General features: G+C 61.8%; 28 protein-coding genes. All 28 read right to left on the minus strand.

The features are described 5' to 3' along the window. Positions 1–6 precede the first annotated feature (6 nt). Positions 7–282, minus strand: a complete 276-nt coding sequence (locus tag BO1_RS09815) for a BrnA antitoxin family protein (protein WP_028217407.1) — start codon at positions 280–282, stop codon at positions 7–9. Next, positions 254–535 carry a BrnT family toxin gene (locus tag BO1_RS09820; RefSeq protein ID WP_028217408.1) on the minus strand — a complete coding sequence of 94 codons (282 nt, stop codon included), beginning with the start codon at positions 533–535 and terminating at the stop codon, positions 254–256. Before BO1_RS09820 ends, BO1_RS09815 begins: the two co-directional genes overlap by 29 nt. A 54-nt stretch (positions 536–589) precedes the next feature. Then, positions 590–1663 (minus strand): phage late control D family protein, encoded by a 1074-nt coding sequence (locus tag BO1_RS09825; protein ID WP_156992189.1) that lies wholly within the window; start codon positions 1661–1663, stop codon positions 590–592. Beyond that, on the minus strand, positions 1660–2076 hold the full coding sequence (locus BO1_RS09830; protein WP_028217410.1) for a phage tail protein: 417 nt from the start codon (positions 2074–2076) through the stop codon (positions 1660–1662). Before BO1_RS09830 ends, BO1_RS09825 begins: the two co-directional genes overlap by 4 nt. A 13-nt stretch (positions 2077–2089) precedes the next feature. Continuing rightward, a complete protein-coding gene (locus BO1_RS09835) occupies positions 2090–4825 on the minus strand; it encodes a phage tail tape measure protein (RefSeq protein ID WP_028217411.1) in 2736 nt (911 codons plus the stop codon). Further along, positions 4818–4943, minus strand: a complete 126-nt coding sequence (locus BO1_RS57275) for a GpE family phage tail protein (protein ID WP_028217412.1) — start codon at positions 4941–4943, stop codon at positions 4818–4820. The genes BO1_RS09835 and BO1_RS57275 overlap by 8 nt, the downstream gene beginning before the upstream one ends. 8 nt (positions 4944–4951) lie before the next feature. Then, positions 4952–5302 carry a phage tail assembly protein gene (locus BO1_RS09845; protein WP_028217413.1) on the minus strand — a complete coding sequence of 117 codons (351 nt, stop codon included), beginning with the start codon at positions 5300–5302 and terminating at the stop codon, positions 4952–4954. A 63-nt stretch (positions 5303–5365) separates the two neighbouring features. After that, a complete protein-coding gene (locus tag BO1_RS09850) occupies positions 5366–5875 on the minus strand; it encodes a phage major tail tube protein (protein ID WP_028217414.1) in 510 nt (169 codons plus the stop codon). Positions 5876–5899: 24 nt separating this feature from the next. Next, a complete protein-coding gene (locus tag BO1_RS09855; protein ID WP_028217415.1) occupies positions 5900–7072 on the minus strand; it encodes a phage tail sheath protein in 1173 nt (390 codons plus the stop codon). 90 nt (positions 7073–7162) lie between these two features. Further along, on the minus strand, positions 7163–7495 hold the full coding sequence (locus BO1_RS09860; protein WP_028217416.1) for a hypothetical protein: 333 nt from the start codon (positions 7493–7495) through the stop codon (positions 7163–7165). Positions 7496–7556: 61 nt separating this feature from the next. Further along, positions 7557–7967 (minus strand): XkdW family protein, encoded by a 411-nt coding sequence (locus tag BO1_RS56275; RefSeq protein ID WP_028217417.1) that lies wholly within the window; start codon positions 7965–7967, stop codon positions 7557–7559. Positions 7968–7976: 9 nt separating this feature from the next. Then, a complete protein-coding gene (locus BO1_RS56280) occupies positions 7977–11285 on the minus strand; it encodes a hypothetical protein (RefSeq protein WP_052409414.1) in 3309 nt (1102 codons plus the stop codon). A gap of 2 nt (positions 11286–11287) precedes the next feature. Continuing rightward, positions 11288–11830 (minus strand): phage tail protein I, encoded by a 543-nt coding sequence (locus BO1_RS09875; RefSeq protein ID WP_028217418.1) that lies wholly within the window; start codon positions 11828–11830, stop codon positions 11288–11290. Then, the gene (locus BO1_RS09880; RefSeq protein WP_028217419.1) at positions 11823–12743 is read right to left on the minus strand and encodes a baseplate J/gp47 family protein; all 921 of its coding nucleotides are present in this window, start codon (positions 12741–12743) and stop codon (positions 11823–11825) included. The genes BO1_RS09875 and BO1_RS09880 overlap by 8 nt, the downstream gene beginning before the upstream one ends. Continuing rightward, positions 12740–13102 carry a GPW/gp25 family protein gene (locus BO1_RS09885; protein ID WP_028217420.1) on the minus strand — a complete coding sequence of 121 codons (363 nt, stop codon included), beginning with the start codon at positions 13100–13102 and terminating at the stop codon, positions 12740–12742. Before BO1_RS09885 ends, BO1_RS09880 begins: the two co-directional genes overlap by 4 nt. Continuing rightward, positions 13099–13794: a phage baseplate assembly protein V gene (locus tag BO1_RS09890; RefSeq protein ID WP_028217421.1), complete on the minus strand. Its 696-nt coding sequence runs from the start codon at positions 13792–13794 to the stop codon at positions 13099–13101. Before BO1_RS09890 ends, BO1_RS09885 begins: the two co-directional genes overlap by 4 nt. A gap of 177 nt (positions 13795–13971) precedes the next feature. Continuing rightward, the gene (locus BO1_RS58930) at positions 13972–15252 is read right to left on the minus strand and encodes a hypothetical protein (RefSeq protein WP_156992190.1); all 1281 of its coding nucleotides are present in this window, start codon (positions 15250–15252) and stop codon (positions 13972–13974) included. 338 nt (positions 15253–15590) lie between these two features. Beyond that, positions 15591–16064 carry a phage virion morphogenesis protein gene (locus tag BO1_RS09895; protein ID WP_028217422.1) on the minus strand — a complete coding sequence of 158 codons (474 nt, stop codon included), beginning with the start codon at positions 16062–16064 and terminating at the stop codon, positions 15591–15593. Next, positions 16055–16558 carry a phage tail protein gene (locus BO1_RS50410; RefSeq protein ID WP_084687859.1) on the minus strand — a complete coding sequence of 168 codons (504 nt, stop codon included), beginning with the start codon at positions 16556–16558 and terminating at the stop codon, positions 16055–16057. The genes BO1_RS09895 and BO1_RS50410 overlap by 10 nt, the downstream gene beginning before the upstream one ends. After that, the gene (gene lysC / locus BO1_RS60710) at positions 16551–16778 is read right to left on the minus strand and encodes an Rz1-like lysis system protein LysC (protein ID WP_245643754.1); all 228 of its coding nucleotides are present in this window, start codon (positions 16776–16778) and stop codon (positions 16551–16553) included. Before lysC ends, BO1_RS50410 begins: the two co-directional genes overlap by 8 nt. Beyond that, positions 16672–17103: an Rz-like lysis system protein LysB gene (gene lysB, locus BO1_RS61015; RefSeq protein WP_028217424.1), complete on the minus strand. Its 432-nt coding sequence runs from the start codon at positions 17101–17103 to the stop codon at positions 16672–16674. Before lysB ends, lysC begins: the two co-directional genes overlap by 107 nt. Further along, positions 17100–17906 (minus strand): N-acetylmuramidase domain-containing protein, encoded by an 807-nt coding sequence (locus BO1_RS09915; protein ID WP_028217425.1) that lies wholly within the window; start codon positions 17904–17906, stop codon positions 17100–17102. Before BO1_RS09915 ends, lysB begins: the two co-directional genes overlap by 4 nt. Then, on the minus strand, positions 17903–18175 hold the full coding sequence (locus tag BO1_RS09920; RefSeq protein ID WP_028217426.1) for a phage holin family protein: 273 nt from the start codon (positions 18173–18175) through the stop codon (positions 17903–17905). The genes BO1_RS09915 and BO1_RS09920 overlap by 4 nt, the downstream gene beginning before the upstream one ends. A 1-nt stretch (position 18176) precedes the next feature. Beyond that, complete coding sequence (locus BO1_RS09925; protein WP_028217427.1) at positions 18177–18521, minus strand: putative holin; 345 nt, start codon at positions 18519–18521, stop codon at positions 18177–18179. A 16-nt stretch (positions 18522–18537) separates the two neighbouring features. Beyond that, the gene (locus BO1_RS09930) at positions 18538–18744 is read right to left on the minus strand and encodes a tail protein X (RefSeq protein WP_028217428.1); all 207 of its coding nucleotides are present in this window, start codon (positions 18742–18744) and stop codon (positions 18538–18540) included. Continuing rightward, the gene (locus BO1_RS09935) at positions 18744–19226 is read right to left on the minus strand and encodes a head completion/stabilization protein (RefSeq protein WP_028217429.1); all 483 of its coding nucleotides are present in this window, start codon (positions 19224–19226) and stop codon (positions 18744–18746) included. The genes BO1_RS09930 and BO1_RS09935 overlap by 1 nt, the downstream gene beginning before the upstream one ends. A gap of 99 nt (positions 19227–19325) precedes the next feature. Continuing rightward, complete coding sequence (gpM, locus tag BO1_RS09940) at positions 19326–20051, minus strand: phage terminase small subunit (RefSeq protein ID WP_028217430.1); 726 nt, start codon at positions 20049–20051, stop codon at positions 19326–19328. Next, positions 20048–21061, minus strand: coding sequence for a phage major capsid protein, P2 family (locus BO1_RS09945; RefSeq protein ID WP_028217431.1), 1014 nt, complete (start codon positions 21059–21061; stop codon positions 20048–20050). The genes gpM and BO1_RS09945 overlap by 4 nt, the downstream gene beginning before the upstream one ends. Positions 21062–21084 lie beyond the last annotated feature (23 nt).

The following is a 21084-nucleotide window of genomic DNA, read 5'->3' on the forward strand; positions in this document are numbered from 1 at the left end:
TTGCCCTTACGCGTGGTGAGTCGTCAGCCACTCGCGCAAAGCGTTATTCATGCGAGTCTGCCAGCCCTCGCCGCTCGCCTTGAACTGCTCAACGATGTCGGCGTCGTAGCGCACCGTTACCGCGACTTTCGGATTGGCAAGTTTCGGCCGGCCGCCGCGCCGCTTCATCTGTGCGAACTGTTCATCGGTCGGTTCGAACGTGTCGGGGTCGGCCGCAATACCGCGAGCGATCGCGGCTTCTTCTTCGGGCGTGTTACGGATCAATTTGCGTTGCTTGCTCATAGCGGTCTATCTCCCGGTTGTTGGCCTTGCGCAGACTGATAACCCGAAAGGTCTCGCCGCGCTGCGTGAACACGACGCAATACAGCCGCGTATCGATCACGGCATAGCCAATTTCGCGCAGTTCCCCGTAATCGTTACGGTCGTCGGGCGCGCACCATACAGACGACCAATCGATCGCTTCCGCCAGGGCCAGAGAAACGCCGTGTTTGCGTTGGTTGGCTTCGCTCTTGGCTGGGTCGTAGGTCGTTATCATGCGATTATTGTAGTTACAAAAACTCAGCATGACAACATATTTTTGTAACTACAATTACTGCCCGCCCTTTCGGAAGTGCGTGCGGTGTCGCGCTGTTGTCGGGTCGTCGCGCACTTCGAGCTCCAGCGCGCTTGTAAAGCCGCCGTCGTTGATCGTGTGCGTTGCTTTTTTCACCAGCCAGGGCGTTTCGTCGATTTCCGGCTTGAAGCCGCTCACGGTTACAGGGAGCTCGGGGAAAATCTCGGCGCGGCCGAGCGCGAGCGTGTAGTCGAGCGTCGACTGGCTGCGCTGCGTGCGGGCGAATTCGGCCTGCGCAGCCGCGCGCGCTTCGGCTTCGGTCGCGTAGTCTTCCGGCAATACCTTGACGTTGCGATTGTTCTCGCCGCCCACGATGACGGATTTGCGCTTGCCTTTCGAGTTGGAATGGTAGTGCGCGCGCACGGCCGCGTAGCTCTCGCGCTGCGCGATGTGGTAGCGATGCTGGTCGCCGCTCGCACGCGTGATCGGCAGCACGGCCAGCGCCTTGCCGCTCGCCGTCTTGCCGGTGCCGATCGGCATGAAAAGCAGGTTCAAGTCCTTGACGTTCATCACGGCGTCGTAGCGTTTCGCGAGGCGCGTGAGAAAGGCCATGTCGCTTTCGTGCGTCTGGTCGACGTGTGCGATCGCGATTTGCTCAAGCGCGGCGCCGATCGCCGGCTTGAGTGAGTGACGCGACGCGATCGCGCGCACGATCGCGCCGATCGTCGCCGCGTGCCAGCTCTGTTCCCGCCGCTCGTGCATGGCTTCGGTCATTGAGGCCGAGCGCGCGCGGATCGTGATGATATCGGGGGCGCCGCTGTGCTCTACTTCGTCGACCGTGAAAGTACCCTTGTCGACAAGCGGCTCGCCTACCCATCCGATCGCGACTTTGATCGCGGCCCCGCGCTTCGGAATGTCGAACGTGTTTTTGGAGTCGTCTAGCACGATATCGAGCGTGTCGGCTTCTTCGGCGCGCGATTCCGACAGTGACAGGCTGATGAGGTTCGGCGCGATGAGGCGCGAGAGGTCGCGCCCGTCGAGCGTCACGCGATAGTCGGCCTGCGGTTGCACGCGGCCGGCAAAATGCGATTTCGGTTCAAGCCCCATCATTTCACGGCCTTCTCGTTTGCGGCCGCGATCGCGCCATCGTCGACACGTTTTAACGTGAGGCTGAATTCGATCTTGCGCGCGATGCCTTCTTTCGTGTGGTAGCTCTGCGTCTCGTTCAGGCCGTCGATGATATAGGCGCCGTACACGTAGCCCAGGCCGTCGACAAGCACATAGGCGTCGCCAACATCGGCCATTTCCGCGAGTCGCCTGAGCGAGCCGGCCGAGCCGAACGAATCGCCCGGTGCGAGCGTGCCGGCGAGCGTAATGGTGTCTTCGCCCGCGCCCGTGAACTGGCTCGCGTCACGCGTGCCGATGCGCGAGCTCGTGCGGTGCTTCCAGCTGCGTTGCCGCTGCAGCTCGCGATAGGGGGCCGTCGCGAGGCTGAAAACGAATTGATCGAGGGCCATCATCATGAGTCGATTCCTCCTAGTTGGCCGGATCGGTGAGGCGTGAGCCGGCGCGCGAGCGCTGCGCGCGATCGCGGCGATCGAGCTCGGCAGCGACAGCGCGCGCGATCGCCTTCGGATCGTCGCCGGCCTGCGGGTAAATGTTGATCGTGATCGGCGCCGGCGAGCTCGCCACGGCTGCGGCCGCAGGCGACGCGGTGAGCGGTGCGCGCGTGTCGATCGGCACGGTCGGGCGCACGAGCGGCACAGTCGCGACATTCGGCACGGCCGCGGCTTCCTGCGGTCTCATGAGCGGCACGGTCGCCGCGCTCGCGCCCTTGGCGAATGCCGGTACGCCGAAAGCGGTCGTCGCGACGGTTGCCATTGCCACGGCCGCGCGCGTAATCCGGCCTTGCTCGCCTTCCATGCCGATCGCGGCGCCCTGCGCGACGAACCCGCCGAGCTCGGCGAAAACCCGGCTCGGGCTGTGAATCCCGAGCTTTTCCTTGAACCATGCGACCGTGGAGCTCGCGACGTTCACAATCGCATCCTTGACGGTGCCCAGGCCGCTCGTGATGCCGTTCACGAGGCCCGAAATCAGGTGTGCGCCGAGCTCGGTGAACTTGGCCGGCAAGTCGATGCCGAGCATCGCCATCGCGCCAGAGAACGCCTGATACAGCAGGCCTAGCGGGCTCCAGTTGACGAACAGGGCGGCAATCGAGCCGATGCCGCCCGCGAACGCCGCGCGAATCTCCTGCCACATGCGGCCGAAGAATGCGGAAATCGGTTCCCAATATCGGTAGACGAGATACGCCGCGCCGGCGATGACGGCGACGGCAGCCGTGATCGCAAGGCCCATCGGGTTTAGGAACATCGCGCGGCCGGCGAACATCGCGGCCGTGCCCAGCATGCGGAAAGCGCCCGCGCCGAGGCCGAGCACGCGCGCGAGAATGCCGCCCTGCATGCCAAGTGTCTGCATGCTGAACTTGACGACGGCGAGCGGGCCGAGCACGCCGGCGAGTGCAATGGTCAGCGTACCGACGACGACAAGGATCGCGGCGAGCGCGGCGAGCGCCGTGAGCATCACTTGCGCGGCGGTGGCGTGATTCTTCATGAAGCCGACAACCTTCTCGGTTGCGGTCGCCGTCGCCTGCAGGCCGGCGTTATAGAGCGGCGAAATCTTCTCGCCGAGCTCTAGCTTCAGGTCGCGCAGTTGCCCGAGTGCGGCGAGCTCGCGGCCCTGCGTGAGCTGTTCGCCCTTCGCGGCCGCTTCGTTGATGCCATCGGCGCCGGCGTTCAGGCGCTCGTTTTTGTGAATCTGCGCGCTCTGCATGTACATGGTCGTGAACAGGTTCGCGGCCGTCCGGTTGGTAAAGATCGTAGAGATCATGTCCTTTACCTTGTCCGGGTCGGTGATCCCCTTCGCGGCCAGCTTCGGCAGCAGCACCTTTTCGAGCCATTCGAGCGGCGAGGCCTTGAGCTGGTCGCCGCCGGCAAGCGCGCCCGGTTTGACCTGCTTGATCGTGCCGATCTTCGTGTATTCGACCATCTTCGGATCGAGCAGGCCGAGCGCCATCATCTGCTTGGCGGCGCGCACGGTCGTCTTGCCTTGATACACGTTGCTGTAAGCGGACATCAGGCCCGTGCCGACAGCGTGCCCGCCCATTTCCTGAATGAGCGGTTCCATCTGGTAATAAAACGCGTCCTTGCGCAGTTGCTTCGCCGCGACGCCGCCCGTCTGGATAAAGTTGCGCCACTCGTCGCCGCCCACGCGCCCGCCGGTTGCGGTGAGCACCTTTTGAACCATGTTCGCTTCGTCCTTGAACGTCGCTTCGTCCTTGGTGCCGCCGCGCAGCTCGATCACCTTGAGCATGTTCATGAACTTTTCTTCGTTCGCGTGCGCGTCTTCGCCGCCGTACATGGCTTCGTTGGCGAACTTCATTTTCGAGAGCGTCGGCATCACCATTTGCGCGTGGTGCTCGTCGGCAAAGATACTCAGGGCGTCGCGCATCATGAGCACGTTGTCGGTCGTCGCGACGCCGTACTGCTTCATCGCGCGGGCATACTTCACGGCGTCGGCCGACGCGTGATCGCCCAGGCCGAGCGCCTTGATTCGCATGGCTTCGCGCTCGAACTCTTTCGACTCGTCGAGCGATTCGCGCAGGTCGCCGAAAATGTGCGTGCCGGTCGAGCGCGCCGCATAGCCGCCTACGGCCATCCCTGCGGCGACGCCCTGCATTTTCTCCATGCTCCTGCGCGCGGTCGCGACGCGCTTCTCGCGATCGCCGAGCGCTTCGAGCTGCGCCATCTGGCCTTTCATCGTTGCCGTGGTGGCTGCGATGTTGCCGCGAAGGTCGCGCTCGTGCTGCGCGAGGTTGCGCGTGTTGATGCCGACGCCGGCGAGCTGGTCGCGCAACTCGCGCACGCGTGCGGTTTGGCTTGCGTGCTCGGTCTTCAGGCGCGCGGCCGCCTGCTTGGCCCGTTCGAATTCCGTACTCATGGCGCGCGTTGGCGTGCCGACTTCACGAATTCCGGCGGCCAGCACATTCACGCGGCCGCGCGCGGCCTTGAGCTGCGAAGCGGTCGAGGTGAGCCCGCTTCGCATGTCGCGAAACTCGCCGACGGCTTTCTGTGTCTTGCCCATCTCGGCCAGCTCGCGCCGGGTTTCCTTGAGCGAGCCGGCGAGCCCCTTGTTACCGGCGAGGATGTTTTTCAGGGGCTTCGTGATGTTGTCGATCGCATCGAACATCACGCGAAGTTTCAGGGCGTTATCCATCGTTTCCGTATCCGCTTCTCACGCGCGCACGCTCGCGCCAGTCCATCAGTTCGGCCAGGCCGAAATCGTCCATTACGGCGGGCGTCCACCCGCCGAAGACCGTCGCGATATCGGCCATCGCATCTTCTACGCGGTCAGGGAGGCTATGCTCGCTTTCACTGCCTTCGGCATCAAAAAACCGGCAAAGATGCCCCCGAGTTGCACGAGGTCGGCCGGGTCGATGTTCGCAACGTCGTGCTCGGTGAGCGTGGGCGTGGTGATGCGCGGCAGCACCTTTGAGAGCGCGACAACATCGAGGCTCACGAGGTCGGAGAGCGAGACGCCACGCAGCTCGCCCGAGCGCGGTTTGCGAAGCGTGATCTTGTCGATGGTCTGGCTGCCGCGCACGAGCGGCGTGTCGAGCGTGTGCGTGTTCGGGTCGATGGCGTCGAGGGCGGTGGTTTCCGGGGCACTATGGGCTTGGTCGTTGGGTTTCATGGTTCGGGTATGGGAAAGGTGGTTTGAGCGGTATGGCGGCCCGCTACGGGCCGCGTCGGGGGATTACAGGCCGATCGCCGTGCGAAGCGCCTGCAGCAAATCGGTTCCGTTGATGTTCTCGATCATGTTCACGAAGTCGATTTCGATGATCGTCTCGCCGTTCACGGTGAGCTTGTAATAGCTCGCCACGGTCGTAACCTTGAAAGCGGTGTCTTCCTTCGCCTTCGCGGTGCCGGGGTCGATTTCCATGTGACGGCCGCGCACGACAATCTCGATCGAGTCGAACGAGGTCGAGTCTTCGGCCTGATAGCCGCCGGCGAAGCGCAGCAGCACGCCGTCGTGCTTCAGGGCGCCGTAGGACTGCAGGACAGATTTCAGGAAGCCGGCGCCGGTCCACTCCATCTGAATGCCTTCCTGGCCGAAATCGACCTTGATCGGGCCGCTCATGCCGCCGCCCTGGTAATCCTCCATCTTGCGGGTCAGCTTCGGCAGCGTGACTTCGGCGATCTTGCCGGCGAAGTTTTCGCCGTTGTGAAAGAGGTTGAACCCCTTCAATTTGCTCGGGAGAGCCATTGCGTTTGCTCCTGTGTTGGGCCGTTACGCCGTGATGCGGGTCGCGAAGTCGGCGAGATAGCGGTCGGTGATGCGCTGGCGCAGCATCAGGTTTTCGAGGGGCGGCACGGGCGTATAGTCGTAATCGATGTACGCCTTGCCGGCCTTGAGCACGTCCTGGGTGTTCGGCTCCGGGTCCCACCACGAGCCGCCGCCGATCAGATAACCGTTGCTCGTTTGCTCGCGGAACCATCGGTTAATGCCTTCGATGATGTCGCGCGGCAGCGATGGATTGAGCGGGCCGTCGACGACGGGCATCTGCGCGTCGGCGATCGAGTCGGCGATAACCTGCGCGGTGCGCGTGTAGTTCTCGAACATGAACAGCGGATCGTCGGAACAGGTGCGCGAGCCCCAGAAGCGAAAGCCATCGCGGTTGATAAGGGTTGTCACGTCGGCTTCGTTGAGATAGCCCGCATCGGTTGCAGGGTCTTGCAGGTCCCAGAAAACGTCCTGGCTGATACCCGTGACGCCGTTCACGCCGACATTCGAAATCGTCTTGTGCCAGCCGGTTTCGTTGTCGATCTTTGCACGCAGGCCCACGGCGTAGGCCGTCGCCGGGACTTCGACCGTTGCATTGGTTGCATCGTCCCATGCGAGGAAATTCGGCCAGATCACCATAACTTCGCGCTGGCTGAACTGCTTGCGGTAGGTCGTCGCCTCTTCCTTCGTCTTGGCGCCGTAGGCGTACACGTAGGCTATGCCGCGCAGCGATTGTGCGGTGCTGGCGAGCGCGGTCGCGACGGCCTGCGAATCGAGGTTAGGCGCGGCGAGAATGCGCGGCTTCACGCCGAGCTTTGCCTGTGCCGCGAGCAGCGCCTTCATGCCCGTATATTTGCCGCCCGGGGTCACGGTCCCGATAACGTTGCTCGTCGTCTCGGCTTCGTCCTTGCCTTCGGCGACGCGCACGACGACGGTGATCGGCTTCGTCTGCTTGCCGATCGCGTCGAGCGTCTTGTAGAGCGTGCCGGATTTGCCGGCCTTGCCGAGCGCCGAGACAACGTTCGTGATGAGCACCGGCGTATCGAGCGGGAACGTGGTCGCGTCGGCGTCTTCGGCCGTACACACGATTCCAACGATCGCGGTCGAGACAGAGCGGATCGGGCGCGTCCCTTCATTGATCTCGGTGACGCGTACGCCGTGGTGATAGTCCTGCGGCATGTGGTGAACTCCTGTGGTGAGAGGAAACGGGACGTTGCCCGATAGGTATTCTGGTGTTGCACCGCCCGAATAAATGGCGTTGCCCGTGACTTACACGTCGATGGTTTCTGCGCCGGCGAAGACGTAGCGGTCTGTGTTGTAAGGGTGGATAACCAGATCGACCGTCACGCCATCCGGGGGCGCCGCGACAAGTGATTGCTCGGCGAAGTCAGTCACGTCTTGCCCATTCGCCGGGTTGCCGTCGAGCTGCACCGTAACCTGTGCCAGCGGGTTCAAACCTTGGGTGAGCGCCGCCTCGTTATAGAAGCTCGAAAGGCTCACCGTTGCCGTTTTCGAGAGCTTATTGATCGTGATGCTGTCGATGCGGTGAATCTCTGCTGGTGCGCCATTCGCTGCTACGAGGATCTCTTTCTTGAGTGCCATTTTCTAGGTTCCTGTCGGATGGGGTTGATTAAACATCGTTACACGGTGTGTGGACTGCTACTTACTGGGGAATTTCCGGCCACGTCACCGTATTGGGGAAACCCGGCTGCGCAGGAAGATCGCGGAGCGCCTGGCGATACGTGCGCCATGCTTCGGACTGGGCCGCCACGGAGGGAGGTGCATCTGTGGGGGCATTCGCCTTTCCGTCCGTGACGCGTAGTGCTTCATCGCGATAGCTGCGTATATGGGCGGCCCGATAGGCTTCCTCGTCGGCATCGAACATCGCATGCAGTTCATCGTCCGTCGGGCGAATCTCCTCGGCGTACCATGCCGCGATGAATGGCTTGTCCGTCAGGCCGCCGTCCACGCCAACGGGCTGCGCAACGAGAAAGTCCTTCCCATGCACGAGGCCGGGATAGTTCGTCGCGATAACCGCGATCATGTGCTCATGGCAATACTTCTTGAAATTCATTTGAATTCCTTAGTTGTTGCGCAATATGACGGCGCGCGGATAGAACCGGTTCGGCACACTGTTACCATCATTAGTGGTCCGAAGGCCGACCATGACATAAGGGGCATTGACGTCTATGGACTGACCGACCGCAGCAGGGCCGAATTCAACAATGCCCGTGTTCCACTGGCAATTCGCATTGCGGTCGGCCCGGTTTACCTGCGCGTCATTTGCCTTGTTCCACGCATCATTTGCCGTGTTCTGGGCATTGTTGCCGCGATTCTTGGCATCTGTGATGTTGTCCCATACCCAGCCACGACCATCGCAGTAGATGTTCGAATCGCCACTAAACTGGACATTTCCCTGCCCATTGCAGAAGAACTGGAGGTTGCCGTCGCCACTGCCGTTAAGTGTGCTTCGGTTGTAGTGGATACGCCATACGAAGTCCTGTGAACGCGCCCCCGCAAAATCAATGTACCCGCCGTAGTTGTACTCGGCGAGTTTGATCCACCCCGGACCAACCGTGCCGCTATAGCCGTTGTAGTCGTTGCCACTCTGGGCAGTGACCGACCCGCCAGTGAGAGTCAGCGAATTGGTCATCGTATCGCCGACTTTATGGACGAAGGTTTCGTCGAGGAATTGCCGCAGCCACTTGCTACCCCACTGCGTTCCCCAGACGTTCCCGTCCGGCGCGATGGTTGCATTGCTGCCGCCCGCAGCCGTCGTTCCGCCTACGAGCAGATTTGCACCCGTACGCGAAACGGCTACCTGGCCGCCATCCCACACGAGAAGGTTGGAAAAAGTATTCGCCCCATTGGTCACCATCACCATGCCGGTAGATGCTTGTGCCTGAATGCGCGGGGCGTAGCCATTTGCGTTGAAGATTAGCGCGCTGCCATAGTCGCCTGAGCCATACAGTGTGAGAGTGCCATTGACCTGCCCCCCAGAATTCTTGTCAAGCGGCGTGAGATTGCCCGAGTGCCATACGGGATACGTGGCGACCATCAGATTGCGCTTGGCGAAATCGTACGACCATTTCCCCTGCGTGGGCGAATACCAGCCCATCTCGTTGGCATTGGCGAACATGTAGCCGTCGTTCTTGCCAAGCCAAACCTGACCTTCGCCATTGCTGCGGTTGATCTTGATGTAGCCGCCGGAAAAATCGGCGGTGCCTGCGACTTGGAGGCGGTCTCCTCCCGTATCCGTGGATTTCCCGACCAGGACATTCCCTTGATCCGGCATCAGCTGCATCGCCCCGAGGCCAATGCCACTGGGACGCGTAATCGCCATTGCGAACGTTGACCCGCTATATGCGTCGTTGACTGCCCGAATCGACAGGGCATTGTCGCCACCGCTCAGAACTTCCCACACTTTGGTGTCAGCCGCTGCGCCTTCGCGAGTGAGCGTGATGCTCGTTTGCCCGGTTCCACTGCCATTCGACGCCTGCAATGCACGCACCCCAGCGATACCCTTGATGGTGCCAGTGACCTGCAATGCGCTAGAACCGTCGTCGGTCGCGGTCTGCCCCATCAGCACACGTCCGGACGCCAACACGCGCACGCGTGCGACGTTGCCTGCGACAAGGTCGGTGTAGCCGTCTGCCTTCTCGGAACCAACCGTCGCGTGGCCTGCGGTGCGGAAATAGCCGTAGTTCGCGTCAGCCGAAACCCAAGCCGTGACGGTGCCTGCAGCGCCTGACCTATGCACGCCATAGGTGCGGGAGTCGCCGTTCACCTGGAGCCTGCTGCTGCCGTCGTCACTCACGGTCCCGACCAGCACGCGGCCATTACCACCGAGGATAGCGAGTCGCGATGCGGCCGCCGTCTCGTCTCCGAAGGTGAGGTTGCCCGCCGCGCTCGAATACATGCTCCACTTCCGGCCCGTCGTTGGGGTCGTGTTAATCAGGTGGAGTCCGGCTGCGAAGCCTTGCGGGCCTTGCAGGAAAAGACCGGGGTTGCCGTCGGCGTTGTTTGTTCCATAGATACGGCCATTGACCTGTAGCGCCGATCCGCCATCATCGGTCGTCGTGCCGACCAGGACACGGCCACCCCACGGTGCCAGCGCAACGTTCTTCTTCGCCGTGTTCCCGACGTTGAACGCTTCGATGGAAAGGCCGCCCGCATAAGCGCTAGCCGCAAGCGAACCGACCGTATTATTGACCGGACTTGTAACCGTCTGACTGCCAGTAACTGCGACATTGCCAGCTACCTGCAACAGGCTCGCGCCATCATCCGTCGTGGTGCCCATAAGGACACGCCCCGCAGCGTTGACGCGCATGCGCTCTGTTCCGGCCGTCTTGGTAACGAGCGCGCCAGCGGCGCCAGCGGCGCTATTACCATTAACGACGACGGCTGGACCATTGGCATTCCCAAAGCCGAAGGTGCCGCCATCAGTGACAGTCTGTCCGTTGACGAAAAAATTTGCGGCACGCAAATTTCCTGCAACCTGAAGGGCGTTCGAGCCATCGTCGGCGGTGGTTCCGATCATTACCCGGCCGCCGTACGAAAGACGCATGGCGCGAGACTGATTCGCGTCGCTATCGTTGTCGTTGTTTGCGCTGTTGAGATAGAAGTCGAGGTATTCGCGGCCCCACGCGCCGCTATCAAAGCCCCCGCGAATCGACGCAACATGACGCACGCCCGTATCGGTTGACGAGCCGCTGAAAGTGCCATGAAAGCGCAGCTTCGATTCACGGCTCAGTGCGCCCGATGGCGGTTTCAGCGCGATGTGCCCCTCGTTCGTGGTAGGCGTTCCCGTGACGGTCACTGGGCCGGTGAGGGTCGGCCGGTTGAATGGTGCATAGCGGGCAGCCGCCTTCTTCGGCGTGACGGCGCGCAGATCATCGGTGCCGGCATCGGTTTCGGCCTGCGTGGCGAGCTCGATCACGCCCTGCACCTGTTCGGTTGACGGCGGATTGAGGAACGAGGCCGGCGGGAAAGAGAGCGTCGCCGCGTCGATCGAGGCGAATACAACGTCGACGGACAGCAGCAGTTGAGCCGCCGGTGACTTCTCCATGATCGGGCCGTCTGCGGCCTTCTGGCTGTAGTACGCGGCCAGCGTGCCGTCTTCGAGATAGAACCCGAAACCCCAAAGCGTGAACTGGTCGGCCGTGTTGTCCGTCAGCGTGACGTGAATCGTGTCGGCGTCGATGTTCTGGCCGCCGAACGTGTCGATACGCTTCCGCTCGTTCGGAAGTGCCATCAGCTTCTTGTTTGTCGCGTCGAATGCAGCGGTACACAGGCCGATTTTCGTGACCTTGTGGGCGTTCGTCCCGGTGTTGCCTGGTGCGACGAGAGCCGCGCGAAACGCGTCTGAAATCGTGATAAGGGTTCCGGCCATTGTCAGATATCCGAGAGTGTCAGGCGGCGATACAGGGCCGGCCGCGCTGCGCCCGCGACGCCAATGCGCCCCTGCATGGAATAGCCTTGCGTGAATGTGTAGTGAGCTTTCACGGGCTTCGTGCGCTCAATTTCCGCGATGATGTCGGCGACGTATTCGGCCGTCGCGGGCTCGCCGTTGCGGCCGGTGACGGTCATCACAATGTCGAACGTGCCAGGCGTGCCGCGAGGCGTTTTTTCGAACCACTCGCGCAGCACGAGATTCGCGCCGAACGTCGCGACAACTTCGCGCACGGCGGCCGCGGTGCCTTTCTTGCGCGCGATCGGAATCGCTTTCTTGACGCGATCGCGCTTCACGCTCTCGGGCCAGTAGTCCTTCCACGTATCAACGCCGAGCTGCCATGCGAGCCACGGCAGCAGGTCGAGCCGGATCGTGTCCGGGTTCATCAGCTCGCGCAGCGGCACGTCGATATCGCTGATTGCCGCGTTCGTCGCGGCGACGTTGCGCTCGTGCTTGCTCGCGTTCGGCGGGAGCAGATTACTCATTGCTGTACACCCCGCCGTCGATCACGTTGATACTCGTGCAGTACGGCGCCTGTTGCTTCGTCGACGGCATATCGGCGGCAGGGCTGCGAAGAATTACCTTCTGCACGCCAGGCTGGCGCGCGGCCGCAAAGACGCCGTCTCGCGTGATTTCCATTCCGAGCCGGTGCATGTCGTCGGTGTACTTCTTTACGGCCTTCTGCGACTGTGCGAGCACGACAGATCGATCGGGGCCGGCGAAGAAAATCAGCGTGGCGTCGACGGCATAACGGTTGATTTGCGCGCCCTGCACGAGCACTTCATCGGTGAGCGGGCGCACGTCGTCTTTCGAGAGCGCGGCGCGCACTGCGTCGAGAATGCCGTCGCTCGCCTGCACCGTACCGTCGCCGATTCGTGAAAGCACGGTGACGAGCACTTGACACGGCGAGGGGCTGACAGCCGAGGCGTCGAGCACGCGGCCGTCTGCATTGCGGGCGTGGGCGATGTAGGCGCCTTCTGGACCGGCGACGGAAAGGCTCTGCGGCGCGAGCTGCGTGCGATAGCGCAGGTCCGTGTCCTCTTCCATGACGGCCGCTGCGCCGGTCGTCGGGTCGGCCGGTGTGATCGTGAGACGCTTGAGCTCGAAAAATGCGGCGAGCTGTTCGAGGTCGGCGCCCTTGGCGTACGCCAGCATCACGGCGCGCGAGGCGTCGTTCACTCGCTGGCGCAGCACAACTTCACGATAGGCGTTCTCCTGCAGGAGCTTCGCCATCGGCTCGGATTCGAGCTCAAGGGTCGCGGCGACTTCGGCCTGTTCGTCGACCGGATAGAGCGACACGAGCCGCGCCTTGCGTTCGGCGAGCAGCGTCTCATAGTCGATCACTTCGACGATATCGGGGACGGGGAGCTGCGAAAGATCGATCGGCGTCGCGCTCATGCTGCCCCCCCGTTCGTAATCGCTACGCTCGCCTTGACGTCTTCGCCGGTTTCGGTGGTCGTGCCTTCAATGTCGACGACCTGCACGCCCTGGCCGGCTTCGTTGCTATCCGTCGCGAGCTGCACGCGCGTAAGCGTGAGGCGAGGCTCCCATCGCATCAGCGCGGTTGCGATCGCGGCGTACACGCGCGTACGCGTTGCGCCGTTGTTCGGTGCGTCGATCAGATCGGGAATGTCCGAACCGAACGGCCGGCGCTTCACGCGCGACGCGAGCGGTGTCGTCAGGATTTGGCCGATAGACTGATACAGGTGATCGAGGCCGCTGATTGCGCGGCCCGTGGTGACGTTCAGACCTTTCATTGCGGGGCACTCACGAGTTGGCCGTCGCCCTGTTCGCGGTGCGTGTGCTTCGGCAGGCTGATGCCCTGCGATTTCACTTCGCCCGTAAAGTCGGCGGCGCCGTTGATCTTCATGGTCGAGCCGCCGCTTGCGCCGGCCGAGCCCGTCATGCCTGACTGGAATTCGAATGCGCCCTTGACGAGCATCGCGCCCGTGACGGTGGTTTGCTTGGCATCGAGCAGGATCGTTTCGGCCTGCACGTTCGCCTGCTTCGTCTGCACGTTGACGGCGCCCGGTGCGACGATCAGCACGGTTGCGCCGGCCGGCAGCGTCGCGGTGAGTGCGTGCGCGGCGTGGTCGTATTCGATCGCCGCGCCGTCCGGGTAGACGCGCATGTGCTTGTCGGGGCTGTTGCTCGGTGCCGGTGCGTTTTCGTCATTCAGGCCGGCGAGCGCGACGCCCTGCGCGGGGTCGCCCATCGGGCAGAGAAGCACAACCTTTTCGCCCTTCGTGAGCGGGTTCCATTCGCGTGTGGTGCCCGCGCGCAGCGTGAGGAACGGAATCCAGTTCGTCACAAGGCCGGGATTGTCGGCGTTGTCAGGATCGCCCACGGAAACCCTGCACGTCGGCGGGTTGCTCGTCAGGTCGACGTCGGACACAGACCCTTTGCGGATCAGGTTGACGATGAGGCGGCGAAATTCGTTGGCATCCATACCACCCATGTTGCCGGCCGCTCGCGCGTAGAGCGAGCGGTGGCATATGTCATAGGTCTGGGTACAGACAATATGCAGAAATGCTGGCCGCTGCTTCGCTCCATGCAACACCGGGTACGGTATTTGGCGACATCAGCGTCCATCGAGTTACCAGAACAACCAATTCGTTCTTGCGAGCTATGGCGTCAATTTATAGCTCGCTACTATGGAGTCCCCAGTGTCAAGCTGTGATTGGGTTACGATTTTCCCGTCAGTTTGTCCAAACTTTACCACCGCGGATGATTGGTCAATTAGGGAATTTGATTGAATCGTCGCTATCGGTAAACATTGTTTGGACGACGTGAAAAGCACGGTTTGACCGTAAATAACAGGAATCGGCCCATCCCCACCACACTGATCTTTGCTCAAATTTTCGTATTGGTCGACAAGTAGTACAGCTTGAGCGGGTGGCCCCCAGTTAATGATGCTGCCGCTGGCTGTGGTTCCGGTTGGATCGATAGACGCGGGCGGAATGTTTATCCATCCACAACCGAATCCTTCGCAGCTAACGCGAGCGTTTTTAAAAAAATTCGGTGGAGTTGTCGAAGCGGTCAGGGGTGTTTTGGATTGGCACCATTTCCCGTCCGCATGGCCCACCATATTTGGGCATGTTCCTTTATTCTTGTCGTTGTTGGGTGTGCCCTTTACCAAAACTCGCATGTTTGAGACTAACAGCACAGATGTAGTTCCGACGTATTCCAGAGATAGAGTTCCGTCCGCGCGATAGTAATGTTTCGAAAACGGCTGCGAACCATCAGCAGGCGCAATTATTATCGTGGTCTCTGACGAACCCGGCGAACGAGAAATAGTAAGCACCCTAGCTTGATTTACACCCCAAACCTTATGTTGATCGTCCCATAAATGTCCCGCAGGAGCTCCTGCCACGCTTCCGCCACTTACGAATCCGTCTATAGACATGCTGGCGACACCTGCCGGATTTTTATAGAGAACATTCAACTCTAGAGTTGATGCATCCTCCTTGTCCACGTATGCAATCAGTCCTGACTGGCTAATATGCTGTAGACATTCTGCATACGCAGAATAGGTCCGGGGAGATGTTGTGATTTGCAATATATTCTTCGCCTCGCTCTCCGTCCTGTTGTAGTGGATGCTTTCCAGATATTTCGCCCGCTTGTTGTCAAATTGATTGTAATCGTCATTTAATGAAAATAGCCCTCCGGAAAATATCCCGAAGGCACTAAAGCTATTATCGTGCTTCATTTCCTCCCACGTCTCCGAATCGATTGACCTTAAATAGTCAGCCTGGAGATTATTTTTTTCTGCATACGAATAATAATCTTTTGACTTTAGAACGTAAGAGCAGTCTTTAACGCTAGCCGGCTGTGCTAGCACTTCGCCTGATTGACCGCCCAGGAACAAGATAACTAACGTGATTGCCAAATAACCGATGGTCTCCATGATTGCTCCACTTTTTGATTATTAACGTTTTGCTGGAATGGCGGAACTTATCGCTGACATATTTATGTGTAATAGCACAAAATATCAAAGAGGCAAGATTTAAAAAAATTCAAACGAAATCATTACCAAGCATTTCAATTTCATTTGAATATATTTTAAATACTCCATTCATAGACGATTTATGCGTATCGGACTACGGAAGGGTTCAGATAGCGTCGCTCCTATGCTATGTCCCGCCGGCCTTTCCACCGACTAAGCCAAACACAGGTAAAACGATTGCGTTCGCTATGTCCAGCGGTTCGACTAAGGATGCTCAAGTGCCGGCAAATGTGCGTCTACTAGCCAAGTGTGACGTGTGCGATCAGCTTGTCACGTATCAGCTCACGCTCGGCATCGGTAAAGCCGAGCAGCACGCGCGCGGGATATTGCGCCTGCGCGCCACCCGGTTCAACGGGCGCGCGCTCGCCGAGTTGGTGAATGCGCGCGATGCGTGCGACGCGGCCCGCAAAGCCGATTTCGAGGCCTTCAGGCGTCGCCTCGGTGCGCAGATAGCGTGCCGTTCGCAGCTTCGTGAACATCGTGGCGCGCTTGATGCGGCCGCGCTTGCCGCGCAGGTTCTTTCCGCCCTTCTTCTTTCGCGGCACGTAGGCGGTGCCGTCCGGGTTCTGCTGCGCGGCAATGCGGGCCTGCTGACTGCGGCGCAGATCGCGCGCTACGTCGAGCATGACTTTGCGGCGCGCGGCCGGCGCGAGCTGCGCGAGCAGCGCGCCGGCCCACTTGTCGAGCGCGTGCAGATCTTCGGTTACGGCCATACCTGCACCTGGTCGCCGTCGCGCATGCTCTTCGCAATAATGGCGTCCGGGTCGCAGGCGGGCTCGGCGACGTTCGTGTAGCCGAATGGCGGCACGCTGGAGTCGTCGACGTGCTTCACCGTGCGCGTGCCGTCCGCGTTGTCTTTCACGACTACGCTCTCGGTAAGCTGAATCTTTACCGAAACGTCGACCGTCGCGTTGTCGAGTATATCGACTTCGTAGGTGATGCCGTTCCCCCGCTCGTCGGGATTCAGCACGAGATCGGGCTGGTATTTCCGCACCCATTCCACGAGGGCGATGAAAAGTGCATCGGCGTCGCCTGCGAAGTCCAGCAGGATCGCATTGCAGGTGTACCGATACTCGAACGAAAGCGATAGCGCGCCAGTCGCGGCGATCGAGCCCGCGTCGATCATTACGGTCAGTTTGTCGGGGTCGGTCGCGAGCGCCGGGATAGCTTTCACGATCGCGGCGCGCAGGCTCGCGGGCTTAATCATGCGTGGTGATCCCCTGCCCTTTCTTCGCCTGGCAATCAAAAGTCATGTCGACGATCGCCGCGCACGAGGCCCATGCGGCGCGCGCGATGTGCAGCGCGTCGTCGAGCTCGCCGTTACTGCGGGGCGCCATCGCCGGGAACGTACAGCGGCTCACTGACTGGCATTCCTGCACGGTAATCTGCGGCGCCGGTTGCGGCGGGGGTGTTGTGCAAGCGGGCAACGTCGAAAGGCAGAGCAGTATCAGACCACTCGCGAACAGACGCATTTTCATCCCTGAGTCTCCGGTTTTCCTGCAGTACGTCGGTGAGCTGCGCGGCGACGCTGGCGCGCGTCTGGTCGAGCTGGCGCTGTTGCTTCGCCTTGTCCTCGGCGTCATCACGCAGGCGCTTGATAGTGGCGTCGCGGCTTTCGATGCCCTTGTTTGCGTCGTCGAGCTCGTGCGTGCGCTCGGCGAGCTCGGTGAGCAGCTCGCGCACATAAAACGTGCCGGCGGCGATCGCGAGCAGCACGAGCGCGCCGGCGGCGAGTTTTGCGGCGAGGCTCATGCGGCCGCCTTTTCGCGCTCGGCATACTTTTCATATGCCCGCGCGAGCTTCACGTCGTACAGGTTGCGCGCGTAATCCGGGCCGTTGTAGCCCTTGGCGAATGTCGCCCACTTCCGGCCCTTCAGCGCTGCGACGAGCCCGCTGTCGGCCACCACATAGCGCACAAACCCGTCGAGCTGGTCGGCTTCGCTGTTTTCCATGCGGCTTACAAAGTCGTCAGCGCTGGCATAGCCCAGGCGTTGCCAGTTCTCGCCCATCACCTGAAACGCGCCCCAGCTCGCCGACTCGTATGCGGCCGCCGGGTCGATCAGCTCGGCCGTCGCGAGGCGCGTGTATTCGGCCGCCCCGCCCTGATATCCGCCGTACACCTGAGAGACGACGTTCGGGTATTTCGCGGCGAGCGGTGCCGGATCGATGCCGCGCGCCTTCAGCCGGCGCCAGAAGACGTGACGCTCGAACAGGATTTTCGGCCGGCCGTCGAGGAGATAGCCCGAGCCCGTCGATTCGACTTCGTTCACGGCACGCACGCAGGCGAGCGGCACGCCGAGTATGTCGGCCGCGCGTATGAGGTCGGCGTCGGCGAGGTGCTTCGGGTCGCGCTGGCCGGTGGCGAGCACGGCATAGGTTTTCGGGCCGGCGATGCCGTCGTCGACAAGGCCGGTTTTAATCTGCAGCGCCCGAACGGCGCTTTCGGTTGCTGCGTCGTAGAAGTGCGAGACGGTGAGCCGATAGCCGGCGCGGATCAGGCGCGTTTGCAGCAGGCCAACGTCGGCGCCGCGGTCGCCGAGAAAATGGGTTTTCATGCGGATTCACTCCGAAGTAGTCGCGCGACGTTGCCACGCGAGCCGAACACGAACACGGCCAGCAAAATCGCCTTGCCAGCTTCGAAAAGGCCGATGTGCCTTGCGTGCAATGCGAGCTCGATCGACGAGCCGCCCATGATGACGACGAGCAGCCACGCGAGCCATGAAACGTGGCTGCGGTGGCGCGCGCCGTTGCGCCGGTACACGAGCAGGCAGACGACGGCCGCGAGCTGCGCGGCGAGCGCGACATAGGCGAGAGCGGCGTGCATGTCAGCGGCCCCCCTTCAGGATCGAAAGCAGGTCGATACCCTTGATGCGCTCGATCAGTTGCAGCGTCACGGTGATAACGAGCGCGGCCGCGAAGAATGCCGCCACGCCAGTTGACCGGATCGGCGTCGAATTGACGATTTCAGGCGCGGCGAGATAGCCCATCACGAGCGAGATGAGCAGATACGCGAGGCGTGTGAGAACGCCGAGGTTTTTCGACGTAACGACGACGAGCGCGGCGCCCGTGAAAGCCCCGATCAGGGCGTTGCCGTCGATGCCCGGTGCGAGGCCGGCCAAGCCGATCGCGGCGGATAGCGCTGCTGCGGTAGTGGTGTTCGGTTCGGCCATGCGGTCGGCTCCAGAGTCAGTCAAACAGTTGCAGTAGTGGCGCGCTGGTCTGCACGGTGTCGAGCTCGGGCAGATCAAGAACGGTGCCGATCGGCAGCACGGGGCCGAGGTCGGCAAGGCCCGCATTGGCTTCGAGTACCGCCTCTACGGTGCCGTCCGTGCGACCGTAGTGACGCCAGCAGAGCAGATCCACGGTGTCGCCTTGCTGGGCGGTGACTTTCATCAGATCAGCTCGACCGTCGTGCGACGGATGCCGCGAATGTCGGCGAGTGCGATGCGGACGTTGCGCCGCGCTTCGCAGATCGTTCTTTCCAGGGCTTCGGCCGCCTGGCCGCCCGATTTCGTCGAGTCATAGCCCCGGTATTGCTCGGTGAGGTCCGCGCGCACGAGGTTGTAAATTGCGCGCCGATAGCGGATGACGTGCGTACTCTTGCCGCCGAGCTGCGGCGCCGGCACGCTCGCGAGGTCGGCATGGCCGTCGGCGAGCTGGGCGGTCTGCCATGCGCGCAACTCGGCGTTACAGCTCGCCATCGCATCGAGCGCGGCCGAGCGCAGGCGCGTATCGGTCACGGTGCCATCAAGGCGCGTTTCCTCGCGCAGGTCGGCGAGCTCGATATTGGGAAACCATCCGTCGTTTTCGAGCGTGGTTGCCGGTGCCGGCGCGCTGCCGATGGTCGTGTCTGCGGTGGCGAGAAAGCTACTCATGACGGGGCTTTGAATAGGTGGCGGTGGACCGGCGTTCGAATCCCGTTGCCGTCAGGTGTTGGGAAAGAACGCCGGTGCCGCCATTGCCGGGGGGGCTCTTTACGTGCGGGAGGCCTTGCGGCGGCCTTCCGCATCACTCAGCAGCTTTTCGAGCCGAGTGATGTTCTGTTTCACGCCGGCGCGGGCATCGAGCCGCAGCGACGTTTGAAGGTTCTGGACGGCCTGCGACGCGCGCGCCCAATCGTAGGTGTCGTCGAGCTGGTCGTCGCCGATCAGCTTCATGGCAGCGAGGCCGAGCGCCTTGTGCAGCTTGGCGCGGATCTGGTCGTGCATGTCGACCGGTTCGGTCAGCTCGCGCACTTCGTTGAGCTGGTCAGCGTCGAACGTACCGCCGTCGCGTAGTGCAGTAAGCGCGGCGTCGGAGAATTCCTCGGTGATTGCCGCGGCCGTCGAGCGCTCGTAATGGTTCGGCAGCGTGAGGCCGTGGCGCAGCGCGTACCGGGCAATCTCCAGCGCGCCGGCGTAGTCGCCCGCGTCGATGCGCCAGATCATGACCGTCATCAGTACATCGTCCTGGGCGCCCCGCCCGCCTTCGAGCGCGCCAGCGACATAGCTGACGTATTCGGGCAGCACCTCGCGTTTGACTTCGACCTTGCGTGCGACAGACTGGACAGCCTTAAGGCGTCGCCTGTCGGCCGCGAGCTTGACGAGCATCAGCTCGTAGTGGCTCGCGCCGGCGAGCTGCTGGCCCGGCCCGGCGCTGGCCGCTTCCTTCTCGGCCCGCGCCTGCTCGAAATGGCGTCGTGCGGGGCTCGTCATCGTCAGCCCTGTGCGATTTCGATGTTTTCGACCACGCAGCCCGAACCGAAGTCTTCGACGACATACGAGTCGTTCGAGGATTCATAATTCTCGATCCGGTCACGCTTCGGGTTGTCGATCACGGCACGGCGGCGACCGCCTTCCTGATAGTAGATCGACAGGTGATCGAGGCGCTGGACCATCAGTGCGTTGGCCGGGAAGTACGGAACCGAAACCGCCGGAAGGCCGCCGATTCGCTTTTGGCTCACAATCATGTCGGCCGCGAGCTGTTCGGTCGGCGCCTGCTGCGTGTTCAGGATCGGGAAATACTTGTCATGCAGTAGGCCACGGCCGCAGATCACGACGAGGCCGGTGTCGTCGCGATACCACGGATCGACGAGATTCGAAAGCACGTCATACACGAGCGCGTCGAGCGTCTTGTAATCGCCGCCGGCGCCCACGACAACTTTTCCCGAGGCCTTCACGACCTCCTTGAGCACGCGCTCGACGGCTTGTTCGCGGTACTTCTGCAGCCAGCCTTTGTTCACGTCCTGCAGCAGCGGATTGGCGTTGCGATCCGAGGTGGCGGCGCGGCTCGTGCCGTTGAAGCCGATACAAATGCGGTCGAGCGCCTGACGCTGCACGATCGCATCGCGAATGCGCGTCTGGAAATCCTGAAACTTCGCCCAGGCATCGAGCCGCGCATACGGAATGTGCGTGTCGAAATTGGTCTGTGTGCAGACGTAGCCATTCGCGTCAAGATCGCTCGGATCGCGCGTGTCGCGTTCCTTCGCGCTCGTGTCGGTGGTGCTCGCGATCGGCGAGCCCACGCCGAGGCCGAGCTTCTGGCCTTGCTGCTCGGTCACGCCGATCACGTTGATCTTGCCGAGGAACGCGCTCGATTCGGTGATGCGGCTTTCGAGCTTCTGCTGTACCGACGGGTCGACAGAGAATTTCTCGCCAGCGTCGGGGACGCCGTTGAGCTGCGCAATCGCCTTCGTGTAGGCGTTGAACGCAAGCCGGGTTTCGTTACGCATGTGTCTTATCTCCGGGGGCGTTG

The sequence above is a fragment of the Paraburkholderia oxyphila NBRC 105797 genome (assembly GCF_000685075.1).
GTDB lineage: Bacteria > Pseudomonadota > Gammaproteobacteria > Burkholderiales > Burkholderiaceae > Paraburkholderia > Paraburkholderia oxyphila.

Bases quoted from the DNA above. Each gene is read 5' to 3' on its own strand.
- BO1_RS09890 (WP_028217421.1), bottom strand. From the start codon at position 13,794: ATGGATGCCAACGAATTTCGCCGCCTCATCGTCAACCTGATCCGCAAA.
- BO1_RS09855 (WP_028217415.1), bottom strand. From the start codon at position 7,072: ATGCCGCAGGACTATCACCACGGCGTACGCGTCACCGAGATCAATGAA.
- BO1_RS09830 (WP_028217410.1), bottom strand. From the start codon at position 2,076: ATGATGATGGCCCTCGATCAATTCGTTTTCAGCCTCGCGACGGCCCCC.
- BO1_RS09920 (WP_028217426.1), bottom strand. From the start codon at position 18,175: ATGCACGCCGCTCTCGCCTATGTCGCGCTCGCCGCGCAGCTCGCGGCC.
- BO1_RS09885 (WP_028217420.1), bottom strand. From the start codon at position 13,102: ATGAAAGGTCTGAACGTCACCACGGGCCGCGCAATCAGCGGCCTCGAT.
- BO1_RS09935 (WP_028217429.1), bottom strand. From the start codon at position 19,226: ATGAGTAGCTTTCTCGCCACCGCAGACACGACCATCGGCAGCGCGCCG.
- BO1_RS09925 (WP_028217427.1), bottom strand. From the start codon at position 18,521: ATGGCCGAACCGAACACCACTACCGCAGCAGCGCTATCCGCCGCGATC.
- BO1_RS09930 (WP_028217428.1), bottom strand. From the start codon at position 18,744: ATGAAAGTCACCGCCCAGCAAGGCGACACCGTGGATCTGCTCTGCTGG.
- BO1_RS09835 (WP_028217411.1), bottom strand. From the start codon at position 4,825: ATGGATAACGCCCTGAAACTTCGCGTGATGTTCGATGCGATCGACAAC.
- BO1_RS56275 (WP_028217417.1), bottom strand. From the start codon at position 7,967: ATGAATTTCAAGAAGTATTGCCATGAGCACATGATCGCGGTTATCGCG.
- BO1_RS50410 (WP_084687859.1), bottom strand. From the start codon at position 16,558: ATGATTAAGCCCGCGAGCCTGCGCGCCGCGATCGTGAAAGCTATCCCG.
- BO1_RS09895 (WP_028217422.1), bottom strand. From the start codon at position 16,064: ATGGCCGTAACCGAAGATCTGCACGCGCTCGACAAGTGGGCCGGCGCG.
- BO1_RS09825 (WP_156992189.1), bottom strand. From the start codon at position 1,663: ATGATGGGGCTTGAACCGAAATCGCATTTTGCCGGCCGCGTGCAACCG.
- BO1_RS09845 (WP_028217413.1), bottom strand. From the start codon at position 5,302: ATGAAACCCAACGACCAAGCCCATAGTGCCCCGGAAACCACCGCCCTC.
- BO1_RS58930 (WP_156992190.1), bottom strand. From the start codon at position 15,252: ATGGAGACCATCGGTTATTTGGCAATCACGTTAGTTATCTTGTTCCTG.
- BO1_RS09815 (WP_028217407.1), bottom strand. From the start codon at position 282: ATGAGCAAGCAACGCAAATTGATCCGTAACACGCCCGAAGAAGAAGCC.
- BO1_RS56280 (WP_052409414.1), bottom strand. From the start codon at position 11,285: ATGGCCGGAACCCTTATCACGATTTCAGACGCGTTTCGCGCGGCTCTC.
- BO1_RS09875 (WP_028217418.1), bottom strand. From the start codon at position 11,830: ATGAGTAATCTGCTCCCGCCGAACGCGAGCAAGCACGAGCGCAACGTC.
- BO1_RS09820 (WP_028217408.1), bottom strand. From the start codon at position 535: ATGATAACGACCTACGACCCAGCCAAGAGCGAAGCCAACCAACGCAAA.
- BO1_RS09850 (WP_028217414.1), bottom strand. From the start codon at position 5,875: ATGGCTCTCCCGAGCAAATTGAAGGGGTTCAACCTCTTTCACAACGGC.
- BO1_RS57275 (WP_028217412.1), bottom strand. From the start codon at position 4,943: ATGGCCGATATCGCGACGGTCTTCGGCGGGTGGACGCCCGCCGTAATG.
- BO1_RS09915 (WP_028217425.1), bottom strand. From the start codon at position 17,906: ATGAAAACCCATTTTCTCGGCGACCGCGGCGCCGACGTTGGCCTGCTG.
- BO1_RS09945 (WP_028217431.1), bottom strand. From the start codon at position 21,061: ATGCGTAACGAAACCCGGCTTGCGTTCAACGCCTACACGAAGGCGATT.
- lysB (WP_028217424.1), bottom strand. From the start codon at position 17,103: ATGAGCCTCGCCGCAAAACTCGCCGCCGGCGCGCTCGTGCTGCTCGCG.
- BO1_RS09880 (WP_028217419.1), bottom strand. From the start codon at position 12,743: ATGAGCGCGACGCCGATCGATCTTTCGCAGCTCCCCGTCCCCGATATC.
- BO1_RS09860 (WP_028217416.1), bottom strand. From the start codon at position 7,495: ATGGCACTCAAGAAAGAGATCCTCGTAGCAGCGAATGGCGCACCAGCA.